This window comes from Streptomyces sp. NPDC052042, assembly GCF_044548345.1.
In the GTDB taxonomy this organism is placed as follows: domain Bacteria; phylum Actinomycetota; class Actinomycetes; order Streptomycetales; family Streptomycetaceae; genus Streptomyces.
This window is the reverse complement of record NZ_JBIUBU010000020.1, coordinates 77,330-94,921: the sequence shown is the minus strand read 5'-3', so window position 1 is coordinate 94,921 and position 17,592 is coordinate 77,330. Positions and strand designations below refer to the sequence as shown.

10 protein-coding genes are annotated in these 17,592 nt (G+C 67.3%); 5 read left to right on the top strand and 5 right to left on the bottom strand.

Features of this window, described 5'->3' with window-relative positions:
• Nucleotides 1-18 precede the first annotated feature (18 nt).
• On the top strand, nt 19-5,145 hold the full coding sequence (locus ACIHCL_RS27630) for a type IV secretory system conjugative DNA transfer family protein (RefSeq protein ID WP_399865907.1): 5,127 nt from the start codon (nt 19-21) through the stop codon (nt 5,143-5,145).
• Between the two features lie 90 nt (nt 5,146-5,235).
• Here ACIHCL_RS27630 and ACIHCL_RS27625 read toward each other — a convergent pair whose 3' ends face one another.
• A complete protein-coding gene (locus tag ACIHCL_RS27625; RefSeq protein WP_399865905.1) occupies nt 5,236-7,194 on the bottom strand; it encodes a zinc-ribbon domain-containing protein in 1,959 nt (652 codons plus the stop codon).
• Nucleotides 7,195-7,358: 164 nt separating this feature from the next.
• Between ACIHCL_RS27625 and ACIHCL_RS27620 the strand changes: the two genes are divergently transcribed.
• The 4 genes from ACIHCL_RS27620 to ACIHCL_RS27605 all read left to right on the top strand — a co-directional run bounded on the left by ACIHCL_RS27620 (nt 7,359) and on the right by ACIHCL_RS27605 (nt 15,648).
• Nucleotides 7,359-12,962: a hypothetical protein gene (locus ACIHCL_RS27620; protein WP_399865903.1), complete on the top strand. Its 5,604-nt coding sequence runs from the start codon at nt 7,359-7,361 to the stop codon at nt 12,960-12,962.
• A 1-nt stretch (nt 12,963) separates the two neighbouring features.
• Nucleotides 12,964-14,781: a hypothetical protein gene (locus tag ACIHCL_RS27615; RefSeq protein ID WP_399865902.1), complete on the top strand. Its 1,818-nt coding sequence runs from the start codon at nt 12,964-12,966 to the stop codon at nt 14,779-14,781.
• Nucleotides 14,782-14,824: 43 nt separating this feature from the next.
• A complete protein-coding gene (locus tag ACIHCL_RS27610; RefSeq protein WP_399865900.1) occupies nt 14,825-15,190 on the top strand; it encodes a hypothetical protein in 366 nt (121 codons plus the stop codon).
• Between the two features lie 110 nt (nt 15,191-15,300).
• On the top strand, nt 15,301-15,648 hold the full coding sequence (locus ACIHCL_RS27605) for an HU family DNA-binding protein (protein WP_399865899.1): 348 nt from the start codon (nt 15,301-15,303) through the stop codon (nt 15,646-15,648).
• Between the two features lie 86 nt (nt 15,649-15,734).
• On the opposite strand, the gene ACIHCL_RS27600 is transcribed toward ACIHCL_RS27605, so the two are convergent.
• The 4 genes from ACIHCL_RS27600 to ACIHCL_RS27585 all read right to left on the bottom strand — a co-directional run bounded on the left by ACIHCL_RS27600 (nt 15,735) and on the right by ACIHCL_RS27585 (nt 17,339).
• Nucleotides 15,735-15,983 (bottom strand): hypothetical protein, encoded by a 249-nt coding sequence (locus ACIHCL_RS27600; protein WP_399865898.1) that lies wholly within the window; start codon nt 15,981-15,983, stop codon nt 15,735-15,737.
• Between the two features lie 11 nt (nt 15,984-15,994).
• On the bottom strand, nt 15,995-16,219 hold the full coding sequence (locus ACIHCL_RS27595; RefSeq protein ID WP_399865897.1) for a hypothetical protein: 225 nt from the start codon (nt 16,217-16,219) through the stop codon (nt 15,995-15,997).
• 189 nt (nt 16,220-16,408) lie between these two features.
• The gene (locus ACIHCL_RS27590; protein ID WP_399865896.1) at nt 16,409-16,924 is read right to left on the bottom strand and encodes a hypothetical protein; all 516 of its coding nucleotides are present in this window, start codon (nt 16,922-16,924) and stop codon (nt 16,409-16,411) included.
• The gene (locus tag ACIHCL_RS27585) at nt 16,911-17,339 is read right to left on the bottom strand and encodes a hypothetical protein (RefSeq protein WP_399865893.1); all 429 of its coding nucleotides are present in this window, start codon (nt 17,337-17,339) and stop codon (nt 16,911-16,913) included. The genes ACIHCL_RS27590 and ACIHCL_RS27585 overlap by 14 nt, the downstream gene beginning before the upstream one ends.
• Between the last annotated feature and the right edge of the window lie 253 nt (nt 17,340-17,592).

The following is a 17,592-nucleotide window of genomic DNA, read 5'->3' as shown; positions in this document are numbered from 1 at the left end:
CGGGAAGCAGGAAATGAGATGGCTCTGAACAAGCGGAAGGCGTTGCGGCCGAAGGCGAGCAACTGGGACAAGATCTCGGCCCGGAGCGCGGGCGAGACCCTGAGGAACAGGAACGTCCACGACGACCAGCAGCTCGACCGGGGCAAGCTGGAGTCACCCAGGTCGGCGACCCCGGGCGTGGTCGTGGGAGTGGTCGCGGGGGTGATCGTGGCGATCGCGGCCTGGGTGCTGTATTCGGTCATCGCCGCGGCGGTGCTCTCGGTGGGTGCGGCCATGAGTAACGGTCTGACCGGCCCGGCGGGCAGTTCTCCGGCCTCGTACTACGTCGAGGAGACGACGACGGGTCAGGGCGGGGCGGTCGTGACCTGCTACCGCCCGGTGACCGAGGCGGGCACGCCGGAGGCCACCTCCCCGTGCTACGCCAGCACGGAAGAAGTGTCGGTCCCCGGCTGGTGGACGCCGGGCGGGCAGAACACGGCCGACGCTCCGGACGACGGCGGCCGGAACGCGGCGGACGGCATCAGCGTGGGCGACCAGCTGGTCTCCGTCTCGGCGTTCAAGCTCTTCCTCTCCCTGGGCTCGGGCCTGCTGGTCATGCTCGTGATCGGCACCTGGTCCGCGCGCCGGGTCGCCGCGGCGAACCTGATGCACGACACGAGCGACATCAACCAGCACCACGGCGACCAGCACATCGCGCTCCCGGAGGAGGTCCAGCAGAACTACGAGTGGTTCCCGGACGCCGGCGCGCATTCCGCGGTGCAGGTCAGCTCGATGATCAGCCACATGATGCTCCGCAAGAAGGGGCTGGGCACCGTCGAGGTCTCCCAGCGTGCGGAGAAGGACATCATCGACGAGCACGGCACCCTCCTCTACTACAAGGGCGAGGTCGTCGACGACGACGCGGGCCCGGTCACCAGGACTCTGCCGGTCATCGACGAGGAGTTCGGCGACGCGCTCTTCGAGGCCTCCGGCCTGCCGGACGACCCCGCCCTGCGCAAGAAGTACGACACGACGCAGATCCCGTACAACCCGGACGGCAAGAACCGGGACAAGCTGGGCCGGTACAAGACCGTGGCCGATCTGATCCGTGACGACTGGACGTTCCCGGCGTACGAGGTGCAGCGGCCGGCCGGTGCGTACATCGTCGATACGGCTCCGGTGAACACGATGGTGCTGGCGATCACCCGCGCAGGTAAGGGCCAGACGTATATCGAGCCCGTGCTGGACATGTGGAGCCGCGAGAAGAACCCCTCGAACATGGTCGTGAACGACCCGAAGGGTGAGCTGTTGGTGAAGAACTACATCCCGTTCGTCATGCGCGGGTACGAGCCGGTGCAGTTCAACCTCATCAACCCGATGAAGACGGACATCTACAACCCCCTGGGGATGGCGGCCGAGGCCGCGCGCGAGGGCAACTCGACGAAGTGCGCACTGTACATCGAGAACATCGGCGAGGTGTTCTTCCCCGTCAGCGGCGGCGAGGATCCGGTGTGGCCGAACTCGGCCAACAACGCCTTCAAGCGCGCGGCCTACGGCCTGATCGACTACTACCTGGAGGAGGAGCGTGAGCTGCGGGCGTACGCCGCGGCCACGGGCATGGACCCGGCGACGCTGGAGCAGCGGCTGGACGACATGTGGGGCAGGGTCACGCTCTACAACTGCTACCAGCTGTTCGTGCAGCTGACCTCGAAGAAGCTCAAGAACCCCGAGGCCGAGCTGGAGAAGCGCATCAAGGCCGGGGAGTTCGAGGACGACGAGGAGGCGCTGTTCGAGGAGCAGGAGAAGGCGGCGGCGCAGGCGTTCCTGTGGGAGGGCCAGGCGGAGGCGGACCTCCTGACGCTGTACTTCAACGCCACGCAGGCCCTCCCGCGGAACACGATGCGCACGATGGTCTCGAACGCGCACAACTCCCTGGTCGCGATGGCCGGAGCCGAGAAGATGCTGAGCTCCGTCTACGGCATCGCGATCACCGGCATGAGCTTCTTCACGGACCCGACGATCGCCACCCTCACCTCGGGTCGGCCGTCGCAGAACACGGACCTGGCCGGGTTGTCGTTCCCGCGCCGGCTGGGCGTGCGGTTCTCGCAGACCTATCTGAAGCGGGATCATCTCATCGGCCAGCAGGCCGTCTGGACGGCCTATGGCGACCCGATGTTCACGGAGGCCCTTGGCCCGGACTTCGACCACGAGGAGATCCTCGGCCGCGAGGGTTGGGCCAGGTACAACTTCAAGGGGATCTTCCCGGCCGACGAGGCGTGGATCAAGCTCGAGCTGGTCAACCCGCAGACCAAGATGCTCGTGCGGACCTTCTACTTCCACTTCCGCAAGGGCTATCAGCTCTCGCTCAACGGCCGGCACTACGTTATCGAGCCGGTGACGGGCAAGAAGATCGTCAAGAATGGTGTGCTGCGCGAGCTCCGCCCCGTCCGTGAGGGCGGGACGAAGGACGGGAAGATCCTGCGCTACGAACCGGCGGACACGACGTTCCCGGAGGACCGGCTCGATCTGACGGTCTCGGGGGCACCGGAGAAGGTCACCGGGGATTCCCGTGCGATCACGCAGACGATCGTGCACTACTCGGAGTCGCCCAAGGCGGTCTTCCTGGTCACCCCGCCGCACCTGACGAAGTACGCCCGGCTGCTCCTGATCTTGATTAAGCAGTTGGTCGATGTGAGCTTCGATCAGTCGTACATGACGAAGAGCAATCAGAAGCCGCTGTACCGCACCCGGTTCATGCTCGACGAGCTGGGCAACCTGCAGTCGGACGGCAAGGGGATCGCGGGCTTCGAGACGATGCTCTCCATCGGTCTCGGGCAGGAACAGCAGTTCACGATCATCCTTCAGACGCTTCAGCAGCTGCGGGATGTGTACGGCGAGAGCGTCGACAAGATCGTGCAGGGAAATGCGGCGGCTCTTCACACGCTGATCGCGACCCCCTCCGGATGGCAGCGGATGGGCGACACGAAGGTCGGCGACGAGATCCTGACGCCGTTCGGCACGCGCACGACGGTCACTGGCGTCTTCCCGAAGGGCGTGCGACCCGTCTATCGGGTCACCCTTCGCGACGGATCGTCGTCGGAGGTTTGCGAGCAGCACCTCTGGCAGGTCGAGCGGTGGAAGTCGGCCATCCGCTACCTCGGCGGTACCGACGAGCACGGCAAGCGTCGATACGTCGGCACTGGCCCCGACGGCCGCACCGCGGTGCGTGTCTCGGAGGTCATCGACACGATGGAGCTGAAGCGTCGCGTTGATGCCGGTAAGCAGGTTGATCTGCCCCGCATCGAGCCGCTCGTCTACGAAGGTTTCGACGCTCCGGTGGATCCGTACGTTCTGGGCGTGGTGCTCGGCGATGGTCACATCCGTAGCCGAGATGGCTTCGTTGTGATCTCGAAGCAGGATGCCTTCGTGGTCGACGAGCTTCGTCGACGCGGTCAGGAGGTCGCTGACTACGGTGTCGACAAGAACGGAATGCGCCGCTGGGGTCTTCCGGGCCTGGGAGCCAGACTGCGTGACCTCGGGCTGGCCGGTAAGCGCTCGTGGGAGAAGTCGATCCACGAGCAGTACCTCTACGGCACCGTCCAGCAGCGTCTCGACCTGCTTCGCGGGGTCATGGACACCGACGGGACGATCAGCGCCAAGGGTGAGATGGAGTTCAGCTCGGCCAGCCGCGAACTCGCCGAAGGCGTGCAGGCGCTCGTGCGGTCCCTCGGCGGCCGCGTCTCGGTCAACGTCAAGACCAACGTGATGTTCACGTCCCCCTGGCAGGAGGAGAAGAAGGCTGCCCGCGACGCGTACCGCGTCCAGAACATCCGCCTGCAGAAGCTCAACCCGTTCCTGCTCCCCCGGAAGGCAGAGCGGTGGGTCGAGCGCGACGACAACTCGGGCAACCGGGTCGTCAGCGTCGAGTACGTGCGTGACGAGGAGGTGCAGTGCATCAGCGTCGCCGACGAACGGCACCTTTACGTCATGGACGACTTCATGCCGACGCACAACACCAGCAACATCGTCTTCTTGAAGTCGACCGACGACTCGATGATCGAGACGCTGGAGAAGATGAGCGGCACGAGGCACCGCTCGTACATCAACTCGAAGAGCATCAGCCAGGACCTGGACAAGATCGTCGGCGGAAAGACCGAAGGTCGGGTCCAGTACACGATGCAGACCGAGAAGGAACCGCTGATCAGCTACAACGATATGAACTTCATCAGCGAGCGGAACAGCATCGTCTTCCGCGCCGGCGATGCTCCGGTGTGGAACCGCAACGAGACGATCCTGCCGATGTCGTGGCGCTTGTTCAAGAACAAGATCACGCATCCGGGGCACGACTACTCGCTGCAGACGATCCCGACGCTCTCCTCGGCGGGCGAATTCGACGTCCGGATGAACCAGCCCGACTTCCGCGCGATGCTGGACAAGCGCATGCGGCAGGCCTTTAGGGCGGAGGATGCCAAGAGGCTCTACCAGGAGACCTATGGATACCGGGATGTCGACATCGAGCGCCTGGACCCGGACGTGTACTCCGACGAGGTCATGGAGATCATCATCACGATGACCGCCCTGACCGAGGGCCGGGACCCGAACTCACCGGTCATGGTGGACCCGGAGGACTACGAGGCAGCCTCGGCGCTGTTCTCCGACGAACAGTTCCTGGAGAACGTCGAGGTCGTCTCCGAGATCGCCCGGGTCCAGGCGCAGCTCTCCGATAGGCAGCGCCTTGTCTACGCCGAGGGCCTGATCAGCATGGAGATGCTGGTCAATCCGGACGGATCGGCAAAGGTCAAGAGCCTGGACATCGAGATCAGCGAGGCGTACAAGTCGGCGCAGACCGAGCTGGAGCGCGATCACGAGCATTTCTCGGTCGGCGGTGACGGTGAGCTGTGCAGCGCGGACGGGTCGAAGACGTACATCAGTCACGTGCGTTCCGGCCGGTACGCGGAGGCGGCGCGCCGGCTCAACGGGTACATCGGCAAGGAGGATTCGCGGATGTACGCCGGGGAGGACGTCACCGAGGACGATGTGCGCTCGCTGTCGACCGTGACGGTCCATGCTGCGTTCTATCAGTACCTCGCTTCGCTGCCGAGCTGGGAGATCATCGCCGACGGTGCGTTCGACCGGGCGATGGCGATCGAGATGAAGTCGAAGTAGGGCTGTTCCTGGTGCGGGTGGCTCCGGGGTGTGCGGGACGGTCGTGTTCGGCACACCCCGGAGTCGTTGTGGCGGGTGCGGCCGCCGGGCTCAGAGGGTCTTCACCCAGCGGGTCTTGCCCGCGTCGTAGATGCGCACCAGGCCGTTCTGCTGGGCGGCGGTCCGCTCGGTCCAGGTCTCGTCCCAGACGAGGCTGTCGTCCTCCCGGAAGCGGCGGCGCTGGAACAGCTCCTTGGGAACGCGCCTCCATCCGGTGAGGTTGCCCGCGTAGCGGTAGTCCGGGGGCAGTTCGGCCTCCGCGGTGAAACCGCTCGTCCGGTACAGGCCGCCGTCGGAGACGTCGTGGCTGGAGAACGAGATCCAGCGCCGGACACTGATGCCTTCGGCACGCAGTGACCGCCCGGCGTGGGCGAGAAGCCGCGTGAAGCCCCCGGGGACGATCCCCAGGGTGGCGTACCGCTGGATCTCCCAGTCCTCGGCGGCCCGGCGCATCCGGGCGTTGTTCCGGGGAGAGCGGAGACCGAGCAGGGCGCGGATCTCCCGCTGGCCGTCACGGAGCGCGAACGTCCGCGTCAGCGTTGCCGGTCCCTGGATGTGGTGCGCCCCGAGAAACGCACGGGCCTCCTGGGCCGTGGCGGTGTCCGGCGACAGGGTGCGGGCGTAGACGGTCTCGGCGATGCGGGGGTCTGCGTCCGGGAGCACCTCGGTCAGTCGTCTCGTGACACCGAGCCGGTGCGCCAGCGCGCGCACGACGATGTCCGGCCGGTCGCGCCAGTCGTCCTCCCAGACATGCAGCAGATGCAGGCCCCGGGCCCGTGCGGCGGCGCTTTTCGCGGCGTGGTAACCCGGTTTCCTGCCCGCCTCGACGCTGTGCCAGTAGAGGCCGTTGAACTCGACGGCGAGGCCGAGACCGGGCACCACGATGTCGAGCTCCTGGCCGTTGTCGAGTGAGCCGCGGTGAGAGGTGAGAACGCGGTGTCCGGCGGCGAGCCGGCGTACGGCCTCGGCGAGCCGGTTCTCGGCCTGGCTGGGCAGCGGTCCGAAGCACCGGGGGCATCCGGTCGGATTCGGCCCGGTGAGGTGGTAGCAGGCCGCGGGCCACGTGTGTGCGGCGTTGTCCGGACAACGCCAGTGCAGGACCTGTTTGGACCCGGCGGTCACCGTGGCGGCGGCCGCCGGGTCCACGAGCATCGCGGCGATGTGCGGGTGGGTGGTCGCGAGGTCGTTGACACCGGGCTGGACGGTCTGGTTGGCGCAGACGGGGCAGAGGTTCCCGGTCACCCGGTTGTTGACCTGCGCGTCCCAGATGTGCCGGGGATCGGCCTGGCACCGCCATCGGACCTTCGTCACGCTCCCGGCGCTGACGGTCCGTCCTGTGCCGGGATCGGCAAGCTGTGCGGCTATGTCAGGGTGCGTGGTGGCCAGGTCGTTCACGCCGGGCTGCACACGGTGTCCGGAGCAGTACGGGCAGCCGGTGCCGTTCTTACTGCGGTCGACGAGGCGGGCGTTCCAGGTGTGTTCGGGGTCGACGGCGCAGCGCCACCGCATCTTCCGTGTGCTCCCCGCGCAGACGGTTCCGGCGGCCGACGGATCGGCAAGCTGTGCGGCCAGGTCAGGATGCGTGGTGGCCAGGTCGTTGACGCCCTGGATCACGAGCCGGTTGGCGCACACCGGACATCCCCGTCCGAGTACACGGTTGCCGGCGTGGGACGTCCATACGTGCCGGGGATCGGCGTTGCAGCGCCACTCGGCCTTGGTCTTGGATCCGGCGCTCAGGCGGGTGCCGAGTCCGTGATCGACGAGCTGTGCGGCGAGATCGGGGTGCGTGGTGGCCAGGTCGTTGACGCCCGGGATCACGAGCTTCCCGGCGCAGACGGGGCAGCCGACGCCGCTGACGCGGCTGTACACGGCGGCGGTCCACACGTGCCGGGGGTCGGTCTCGCAGCGCCATTCGGGCTTCTTGCCGCTTCCCGCTGTCAGTACGTCACCCAGAGCAGGGTCGACGAGTTGCCGGGCGAGAACTGGGTGGGAGATCCGGAGGCTACTCATGATGAGTCCATCATAGAACTCTGTCCGGACGGATGCGCGCGACTCAGAGAGCGCATCGAATCCTTTTGACTCACGTTTCGAATCATTCTTCATCATCTTTCGAATCATCGGGATAGGATCTATAGATATTGAGAAACCCGAGCGTCCGCAGGAGGCTGACAGAGATGAAAAAGGCGCATGGACTGCGTAGGTACTTCTATGAGTACGTGTTCTACAAGGCAGTCGGAGAAGCAAGAGAGCAGAGTGGGGAAATCATTCCGATCTCTCAGGCCAAGGCGATCCGTGCCCGGGTCGACGAGATTCTCGGTCAGCAGGGCACGGCTCTGGCCGACCCCCAGTTGGGTGTCACGGCCTGCCTGACCGCGATCGACCAGGCATTCGCCGAGAAGGTCCGCGACTACGAGCCGCAGTTCGGTGACCACACCTCAGGCAACGAGCGCTACCAGTCGCTGCAGCGGGAGTTCACGCGGGCGACGGGCGTCGGAGCGCAGGTCGACCCGCGCTCCGTCCGGCTGCCGGTCAGCCCCTACGACCCGGCCTGGTCCGAGCGCGCGACCGTGAAGCGCGCGGGAACGGACCTGCTCTACATCCCCGACGAGACGATCGCGCGCGTGGCCGGCGGCGAGGTCGAGACCCTCGCCGACCCCCGCCGCGGGAACATGAAGCTCTGGCGGCTCGACGACAACGGCGCGCCGTACGAGGCCGGCCGGGCCATGACGAACGACGACGCCGCGGGACTCACGGCGCTCATGGACAAGATGAGCCAGGAGGAATACGAGCAGGTCCGCGAGTGGGCCATCGACGGCGGCCGCGACCCCCAGACCGGCCGTATCGACCGCAACCGGTTCATGTCGCCGCGCGCCGTGGCGCGTTCGGTGGCGCTGCTCGACGAGCTCAAGGCCCAGGGCATCAGCTATGAGGTGATGCGCGACCGCGAACCGGGCCAGATCAAGGCGAGGCTGGCGGGGACCGGAATGGAGATCCGGCTGACCGACACGCTCCACGAGGAGTACGCCGGGACCCGGATCTACGACAACGGCACCGTCCTGCGCTACAGCACCAACCACCGGGTGCCCGGGGGGATCGCGGTGCCCTCCCCCACTCCCGAGGACGCCGTACGGCTGTTGCGCTTCGCACTGGGCCAGCGCATCGAGCGCGAGGACATGCCCGGACGGGCCGCCGGTGAGACCGGCACCACGCACCCGGAGCTCGGCCGCGGCCGCAAGATCCTCGACGTGCCCGACAGTTACCACCTCGACCGGGAGAGCATGTTCGCCGTGGCCGACTACGTGGCCCCCGGCGAGCAGAGGCCCCGCCCCGGATCGAAGATCATGCTCCGCCGCGACGCGAAGGACCGCTCGCTGCCCACCTTCTTCGTCGATGCCGAACCGGCCGAGGCCTACGTGAAGGCGGCCGTCGAGAGCGCGCGGGAGAACCTGCGCACGGCGCTCGGCGTCGAGGACCTCATCACCCACGCCGAGGCCGAGATCGCCCGCACCGAGGGACGCACCGACGAGATGGAGCTGCCGGAGTACGCCTCGGACCCTGAGATCGCGGCGATCCAGCGCTCCTACTGGGACGTGCTCACCGGGGCGCGCAGCGAACTGCTGCGCCCGGGAGCGACCGAGGAGATGTACCGGGACCGACTGGAGGAGATCGGCGAACTGCAGGCCGGGGAAGTGCCCGACCTGGGCAACCTCGTCTATGCCGGTACGCCCGCTGACAAGGTCCGGGCCCATGCCGACGACGTCCCCTTCGAGCTCATCGGCACCTGGGAGCCCGAGCCGCACGACATCGACGGCGAGTGGGTCGACCAGCGCTTCGACCCGAGCCGGGTCGCGAGGTACATGACCAGCCCGACCGGCCAGTGGTCGAACCTGGACAACCTGGCCTCGGCGCTGCGCCGCTGCGGGGTCTCCCCCGCCGAGATGATGGGCACCGGTTTCCAGACGACCCGGTTCAAGGACCGGATCGTGAGCTTCGACGAGACGAGCGCCCGGCCGGTCGCCGCGCACGAGTCGCCGTTCCTGCTCCGCATCGGCGACACCGTCCGTGAGAGCCTGGAGCGCAACGCGGCCCAGGTCACCGAGATCCTGATCGACGATCAGGGCGTCATCCGCTGGAGCGGCGAGAAGATGCGCCGCGACGGGAAGACCACGCCAGTCTCCGGCGAGATCGGCCAGGTCTTCGACGTCGGCGAGCACGGCGAGATCGCCACGAAGTTCGCCAGCGGCGAGAACGCACTCATCGTGCCGGGCTACGAGGCCTGCATCGCCGCGCAGACGCCGGGCGAGGCCCCGACCTCGGTCGAGGAGCGCACCATCCTGCGCGGCTACGAGCAGCTGATGCGCGAGCGGATCCAGTACCAGATCGCGAGCGACCTCGTCTCCGGGCGCAGCCACACCGGCGAGCCCGCCTCGCTGAACGGGGTCTACTCGCAGGTCTACGGCACCAAGCACCCCGTCGACTTCATCGAGCGCGCGACGAGCTACGAGGTGGACGAGGCCACGGGTGAGGTCATCGGCCGGTTGGACGAGTGGGCGGCCACGATCCTGCGCACCGAGGCGCGCCGGGTGCGCTACTCGAACGAGATCAAGCAGGGGTCGACGATCTACGCCGAGTACCGTTCGCAGCGCGACCGCACCGACCCGGCCGACGACACCCGTTTCGACGCCTGGCGTCTGACCGGCGGGCGGAACATGGCGGTGCTCACCGGCCGGGACGCGAACCGTGTCGACGTCCCCGGCGGCTACTTCGACCCGGTGATGACCGGCGGCGCGACCAACCAGGGCATCGTGCGCTACCTCACCGAGGACGCCCGGGTGCGTCCGGACGGGAGCATCGAGCCCGGCGACCCGGAGACGGTGACCGGCTCCCGTGCTCCGCTGATGAGCCGGCCGGAACTGGAGACGCTGCGCTACGACCCGTTCGACCGTCAGCAGATGACCGCCTCGACGATCATGCAGTCCTCCGAGGTCACCCGCCCCACGGGGACGGCCCTGATGACCTTCGGCGGCTGGACGGCCGACGACCCGATCGTGGTCAGCCGCGATTTCGCCGAGCGCCACCGGATCCGCGGTGCGGGCGGTCAGCTCCGCGACCTCGTCGTGGGCGACAAGCTCAGCGACCTGCACGGCAACAAGGGCGTGATCTCGCTCATTATCGACCGCGACATGGATCTGGATGAGGCCGAGGGGCAGGGGCTCCGCCAGGAGGTCGAGTGGTTCCGCGAGAACCCCAGCATGGACGTGGTGATGAGCCCGTTTTCGCTGATCTCTCGACGCAACGCCGGTTCGGCGCGAGAGCTGATGAGCGGCGAGACCGCAGAGCTTCGGGCCCCGGACGTCTCGGCGGAAGAGCGTCTTCAGGCTGCGATCCGAGGGGACGACGCGGCGACGCTGGATCGGTCGACTCCGGGTGGTCTGGGTCAGATGCGCTTCGCTGTCACGCACATGGCCGTCGACGAGAAGACGAAGATCTACGACGATGAGCAGGTGCGCGTCGGCCGGGGCCGCAAGGCGTCCTCGCAGCTCGCCTGGGCACTGCAGTCGCAGGACTGCCCGGCGATCATGCGGGAGTTCTACGGTCACAACTCCGGCGCGGAGTCGAACCTGCGGGAGTACCTGCTGGTGACGGGTCTGGACATGGACGCCGACCGTACGCTGCGGGTGATCGGCCAGGCCGAGGGTCTCGACGAGCGGCCGGAACGCCGGCTCATCCCGATGCCCGAGCTGCTGCGCACCCAGCCGCGCAAGAACGGCGGCTCGCCGGTCCTGAACACCGTGGCGATGCGCAAGAGCTTCGGCAGCCTCATCGGCGACCGCGGCGGTGACATGGAGCTGCCTTTCCCGCTGACGTACCCGACCGGCGAGCAGACCGAATCCGTCTCCGCGACGAGCTGGAAGCTCCCAGTGCTCTCCTCGCACCTGCGCAGCGGCCAGGAGTTCGACGACGGCACCTCGGTCACGCACGACTACACGCGCAGCTACCAGGACGTGTTCGTCGAGGCGTGCCGTTACCGGTACATGGCCGAACAGCTGGAGAACCAGAGCCTGTCCACCGACACGCGTGCGGAGGTGCGCCGGGGCATGAGCGAGTCCGTCTCCCGGGCGCAGCGGGCCTTCGAGGCGATCACGGCCGACGTGCAGCACCGTGTGCTCACGGGCAAGCACAACGTCTTCAAGACCGGGCTGATGTCCTCGCGGCTCTCGGACTCGGCCACGATGGTCTGGACGGCCGATCCCCGCCTCGACATCGACCAGATCGCTCTGAGCTCGGTCAAGGCCGGGCAGCTGGGGCTCGTCGAGGGCGATCACGCCCTGGTGTGGCGCGACCCCGTGCTGCGCGACGCCGGCGTGCGCTACATGCGCGTGGCGATCGACGACCGGCTCACGGGCGCGGCGATCAACCCGGTCATGGACAAGTCCTTCGACGGCGACTTCGACGGCGACGCGGTCGCTGTGGTGAAGCTGCACACCGAGGTGGCCAAGCGCGAGGCGATGGAGAAGCTCTCCGTGCCCGCGAACCTGCTGGACATGGGTGTGGTGAAGGGCGACGGGACGCACCCGCTGTCGATGCACGTCTCGCTCGACACCCAGGTTGCTGTCTCCCGCGACGAGGAGCTGGCCGACGAGGTGTTCCGCGCCGAGGTGGAGGCCAACCGCGTGCGGCGCGCCGGCATAACGGGCGAGGACACCCCGAAGGAGGTGCGCATCAACCAGGAGGTGGTCACCGAGCAGCTCAGCGACATCTACCGGCAGGCGCAGCGCACGGAGTTCGGCTCGGCGCTGGCCTTCTCCGGTCGTGAGGCGCACCTGGCCAGCGTGCGCAGCGTCTGTGTCGAGACCGGGGCGAAGGGCAACGAGGCGAAGCTCGCCGACTACGCGCGCAACCTCGGCGACGAGGCGGGCATCCCCGGCATCACGCAGCAGGACCAGGAGGCGTCGATGTTCGCCACGGCGATCAAGGCGCATGGCACCGGCCTTGGCGGATCTTTCTCACAGCGGGCGGTGCGTGCGCTGCGCGGCGAGGACCTCAAGGCCGTGCTCGAGGTGACCTACCCGGTGACGCAGTCGATCCTCCAGGCGAAGCACGACGCCGCCGAGGCGCGGCACAAGTACGCGATGCTCCAGGGCCCGGGCCGGGATCTCTGGCGCGGACGGAAGCTCGAACACGTCGGTCCCGGCCAGTGGCGGCCCGAGTTCGTCGACGGCGAGCCCGTCCAGGCCACGGTCGAGGAGTGGGAGGAGCAGTTCGTCGACTTCTACACCTCGAAGGAGGGCTTCGGCGTCGACGTCAACCCCGACTACGTCGCCCGCGTGGCGCGCGCCCTGGAGGACCTGGCGACCGGGCTCATCCGCAACCTCGAAGAGGACCCGTCGCTGGCGGGCACCGTGATGGACCGGATGGCCTACGGCGGCGACTTCGACACGCTCGTGCAGGCGGCCAAGAACCGCGAGAGCGTCTACGACGGTGAGAAGAACGCCCAGTTCGCCTCGGCCGGGACCCGGAAGGCCCGGACGGAGACGGCCCGCACGCTGGAGGACCTGGACAGGCACGGTCTGGACGCCCCGGAGGCGGAGATCGCGGTCGACGTCTCGGTGGTCAAGCGCGACGTGATCGCCGAGACCGCGGACGGGGCACGGGCGCGGGGTGCGCACCGGCGTTCGGCCCACGCGGTCGGTGTGGGTGGCCGACGAAAGGTCTACGTGCCGAGCTTCGACACCGACGAACAGCAGGCCGACGGCGACTACGGGATGGGGGCCTGAGATGGCACGGGACACGGAGCGCGGAGCCGGGCCGGAGAACGGAGGACGGGCGGCGAAGGTCCTGCCCGTCGCCGACGACCCTGCACGGGATGACCGCGGTGGTCGGCGGCGCACCGAGGACCAGCAGCGGAACATCTACGCCGAATGGCGGCCCAGGAGCGAGCGCGAGGAGGAGATCGTGGACGCCGAGATCGTCGACGAGACCGGTCCGCAGGGTCCGGGAGAGAACTGGGAGCGACTGCGGGATCGTGCGCGGGAGTTCTTCGGCGCGAAGACCAAGGCGTGGATGGACGACCGGAGCAGACGGCGCAGCGCCGACGAAGAGCGTGCCGCCGCCGACGGCGACGGCCTGGACGAGCGCGAGCTGTTGCTCAAGCTGCGGGCGGAGACCAGGCTGGCCGGTGAGAAGTACATGCAGTCGCTGCGGGATTCGAAGCTGCTCGTGCCCGGCTTCAGCGACGACCAGGCCCGCGGCCGGGAGTTCGACGTCATGCACAGCGTCTACATGCAGATGATGCTGCAGAGCTGTCTGCGCCCGCTCACGCGGGGGGTGAACTCTAGCTCGGTCATCCAGGCCGTGGGCATGATGGTCGCGATGCGGATGCTCTCCCCCGACTTCCGGGAGGAGATGGGCAGCTATCTGCAGCCGCTCAACGACAAGATCCGGGAGCGCATCGACGCCCGGACGAGGTCGGTGCGGTCGTTCGCCCAGGACCAGGCCGACCGGCGCAACCGCGTGGTGGAGATGGGCACGGCGGCACGGCTGAAGCGGAACCCCGGCCTGGCCGACGACGAGACGTTCCTGGCGGGCCGGGAGAGCAGGAAGACCGACCGCACCTCGTTCGTGTCGAGGAAGTGGCAGCGCCGGATGGAGGATCTCGAACACCGCGAGCGCGGCCACCGGGAGATGTTCACCCCTCAGTCGGCGGCGATGACCGAGGTAGCGCTCATGGAGAACGCCTTCTGGAGGATGCGCGACCCGCAGAACGACAGCAACGAGATCTACGCCAGCTACCGGGCGATGCGCAAACGGCTGCGGGACCAGATCAGGGAAGACGGCCTGGACCGGCAGGACGTGGTCACGTGCGCGCGGATGATCATCGGCGAACGGATGGAGTCCGAGCCGGAGCTGCGTCTGATGTTCAACGGCATGGCACAGGGCCGGGTCGTCAAGGCTCCCCCGCACGCGGAACAGATCGCGGGCACCGACCGGGTGCGCATGACCTGGACCGGGGAGTTCGACGACCATCTCGGTGTCCGGATCCCCGACAGCGGTATGTTCACGCTGCGCCGCCCGATGGATGCCGACACGCATCAGGCGCAGCTGGGCGAGACGATGGCCAAGTCCATGCTCGACGCGATCGAGCGGGGCGACCAAGAGGCCTACGCGGACAGCGTCATAGGCTATCTCGTCGGATTCGCCGCGAGCAAGCAGGGCCTGGACACGAGCCTGCTGTCCGAGGTCCTCCAGCAGCGTATGGACCAGTCGGAGGTCATGCTCGCGAGCATGGACATCGACGGACTGTCGCCGGAGAAGCAGCGGGAGGTCTACTCCAACGCGGTCACGGACGCGATGGAGGAGGTCGGCAGGCAGCACCCTGGCGTCGAGCAGTACCTGAAGCAGGCCTTCGGCACGGACTGGCAGGCGACGTTGCAGAACGCCGTCAACGACCCGGCCCGTTTCGTCCGTGAGCAGCAGGCGAGGCCCACCGTCTACCAGGCGGGTCCCGGGCAGCCGCCCCAGCAGGGTGCCGGATTCGACTGGGGTTGGTCGTCCAGCCAGGCCGGTCCCGACAGCGACGAGTACCAGCCGGCCTGACCGAGAGCCTGACCAAGAAGAAGCAGGAGCAGGAGGAGCGAGCATGAGCAATGGCCAGTACGCCGAGCAGCAGCCGCGCTACGGATCGCGTTTCGCGCAGATGTTCGGCTACGTGACGCCCGAGGACCGCGGACGCTGGGAGCAGCAGCGAGCGCAGAACAGTAAGCGCGTGAGCGCGCTCAAGCAGGGCGCGAAGTCGACGGGCGGCGCAATGATGGAGTTCGGGCAGCGCAACATGGACTCGAAGCTCGCCGCGGCGCACCGCGTGGCGCAGCAGCAGCAGTTCGACGAGTCCCACGACAAGATCGTGACCAAGCGGCGGGACCCGAAGACCAGGTCGATCATCGAGACGGTCGACTACGAGCACAAGGACGGCCGACAGGAGATCGAGCCGGACTTCGAGTTGTAGTCGGATAGGCACGAACAGGCCACTCAGTGACTTATTGAAAAATCACTGAGTCGGATAGACTGATTTTCAAGCAAGAAATGCGGAGAAGAACGATAGGGCAAGGTGCAGGCATGGAAACGGCGGAGCACTCGCGCGTCAGTAAGCGCGAATTCATCTCGCGAGTCGCTGTGCGCAGCGGTCTGCCGGTCAAGGTCGTGGGAGCGGTGTACACGGCACTGTTCAGCGAGCTGAGGTGTGCGGTCGGCGACGGGGAGACGGTGGTGCTCACCGGTTTCGGCCGTTTCTACCGGCAAGCCCACAAGGGACACAAGGTCCGCTTCGGCAAGCAGGACGTGGGCGACTATCCGGTGCTGAAGTTCTCGGCCTCACGGAGCGTCAACCGCCGCCTGGAGAAGGAGGGCGGTACGGGCGGGAATCCGGAGCCGGAACGGGACCGGGAACGGGAGGCCGTGTCATAGACGGCAGCGAGCACACAGAAAACAGAGAACCCCGGAGATGCTGATGCATCTCCGGGGTTCTCTGTGTCTGCTGCCTGTGGGGCTGTTCAGTTGTCGGTGAGGGCCAGGATGATCACCAGCATGATGACGGGTGCGAGGAGTACGCCCGCTCCGGCCAGGAGATGGTCCCAGCCCAGAGGCGAGCTGAGCCAGGCGACGAGCCCGTTCCACAGTCCGGCGACGAAGTCCGCGATCCGGGCGAAGAATCCGGTGGGCCAGCCGATGACCACGGCGGCGGAGATTCCGCCGGCCAGACAGAGACCGATGACGACGCGGGTGTTCTTGAGTACGGACATGGCGACCTCCTCTACTTCCGGTCTTCGAAGATCAGGTAGTACAGGCCGATGTGCGGGATGACGATGACGGCCAGCGCGGTCCACGCCCGACGGGGGTCCTCGACGACCCAGTCGACAGCGGCCTTCACGGGCTCGGCGTACACGAGCAGCGGGGCGAGGATGTCGGTCCGGAAGATCACATGGAAGATGCCGTAGGCGATCCCCAGGAATACCGTCAGCCCGAGCAGACGGCGCACGATCAGTGATGTCCGGGGACTCAGGCCCCGGCGGGGTTCCTGTGCGCGGGACGACAGGTCACCGCTTTGCGTTTCCGGCAGCGGATTTGTCTCACCTTCGCACATCGCCTTGCCCCGCCCTTATCGAGTCACCACTCAATTCATTCTATGAGAAATCACTCGATGACGAAGAGAAATGCGAGTGACACGTCATTCGTACTGGACGTCAGCCCTGGACTCGGAAGATGCGGAGAGATCCGTCCAGCGCTGCCGGAGAGGGAGGCGGGAACCGGCGATCGGTTCGGGCTGGGCGGCGAGTTCGGCCAGGGTGACGCCGATGGGCCGGCCGAGCCGCTGTCCGGCGATGTGGTAGGCGGCACCGTTCGCCCGCTCACCGATCGCGACGACCTCGCGCAGCGGCGTGCCGCGGGGGGCCTCAGGGAGTGTCTCCCGCCATACGACACGGTGCGAGGGCCTGTTGACCGGGTCGGCTCCCACGTAGGTGGTCTCGCAGTCCGACAGGTCGGGGTAGCTCGGCATGTACGTAAGGGGGTGCGTGCCCCGTGCGCCGTTCTTGATCCCCAGGAGGGCGTTCATCGTCACCGTGACGAGACGCCGGGCCTCGCTGCCCGGCGGGGTGCGCTGGGCCAGAGCATGGAGACGTTCGACGTCCTGCCTGGCCTCCGGCGGCAGATAGAAGCGGGCGGGACGGTCATTCCTCAGCACGAGGCTCACCGTCCCGGGCCCGGTGCGCATCGGCCCAGGCCTTGCCGACCGGACCGAGACTCTCGGCCCAGTCGTAGAAGTCGTCGTCGGACTCGATCGCCTGGCCGGCCTCCTCGCCCCGGCCGCGCCGGGCGTCGGACTCGGCGACGCGGCGGGAGAGTTCGGCCTGGAAGGCGTTCTCGTCGCGGACGTACGCCGCGTGGTCGTACTTCATGAGCCGCACAAGAGCGGCGAAGGGCACGATGGCGGCCTCGGGCTTGTTGTCGTCGCCGAAGATCAGAGGCTCGGCCTCGCCACGGCGGAAACGCTGCAGCAGGGCACTCAGCTCCTGGTTCCGGATCCGGCCGGTCTCGGTGACGTTGACAGAGAACGTCGGGAGGTTCTCGCTGGGAGCGGGCGTGTTGTCGTTCGTCATGATTTCAGTCTATTCATGGGTAAATGACCTGTCATCGGTTCACACATGACCGCGGTCATCGGGTCGGAAGGCGTATTGGCTGATGGTTCATCCAGCCTTTTGTGGCGGGACAGGCGCGGGAGGGCTGGTCGCACCATCTCCTGTCATCGCAGGGTGTGCTCGTGTACGCCCGGCAACGGGTGTCCTGAGAAAGAAGAGAAGGCCCGTGCACATGCACAGGCCTTCTCTCCAAAAGTCAGGGGCCGGCACTGCG

Bases quoted from the DNA above. Each gene is read 5' to 3' on its own strand.
- ACIHCL_RS27630 (WP_399865907.1), top strand. From the start codon at position 19: ATGGCTCTGAACAAGCGGAAGGCGTTGCGGCCGAAGGCGAGCAACTGG.
- ACIHCL_RS27625 (WP_399865905.1), bottom strand. From the start codon at position 7,194: ATGAGTAGCCTCCGGATCTCCCACCCAGTTCTCGCCCGGCAACTCGTC.
- ACIHCL_RS27620 (WP_399865903.1), top strand. From the start codon at position 7,359: ATGAAAAAGGCGCATGGACTGCGTAGGTACTTCTATGAGTACGTGTTC.
- ACIHCL_RS27615 (WP_399865902.1), top strand. From the start codon at position 12,964: ATGGCACGGGACACGGAGCGCGGAGCCGGGCCGGAGAACGGAGGACGG.
- ACIHCL_RS27610 (WP_399865900.1), top strand. From the start codon at position 14,825: ATGAGCAATGGCCAGTACGCCGAGCAGCAGCCGCGCTACGGATCGCGT.
- ACIHCL_RS27605 (WP_399865899.1), top strand. From the start codon at position 15,301: ATGGAAACGGCGGAGCACTCGCGCGTCAGTAAGCGCGAATTCATCTCG.
- ACIHCL_RS27600 (WP_399865898.1), bottom strand. From the start codon at position 15,983: ATGTCCGTACTCAAGAACACCCGCGTCGTCATCGGTCTCTGTCTGGCC.
- ACIHCL_RS27585 (WP_399865893.1), bottom strand. From the start codon at position 17,339: ATGACGAACGACAACACGCCCGCTCCCAGCGAGAACCTCCCGACGTTC.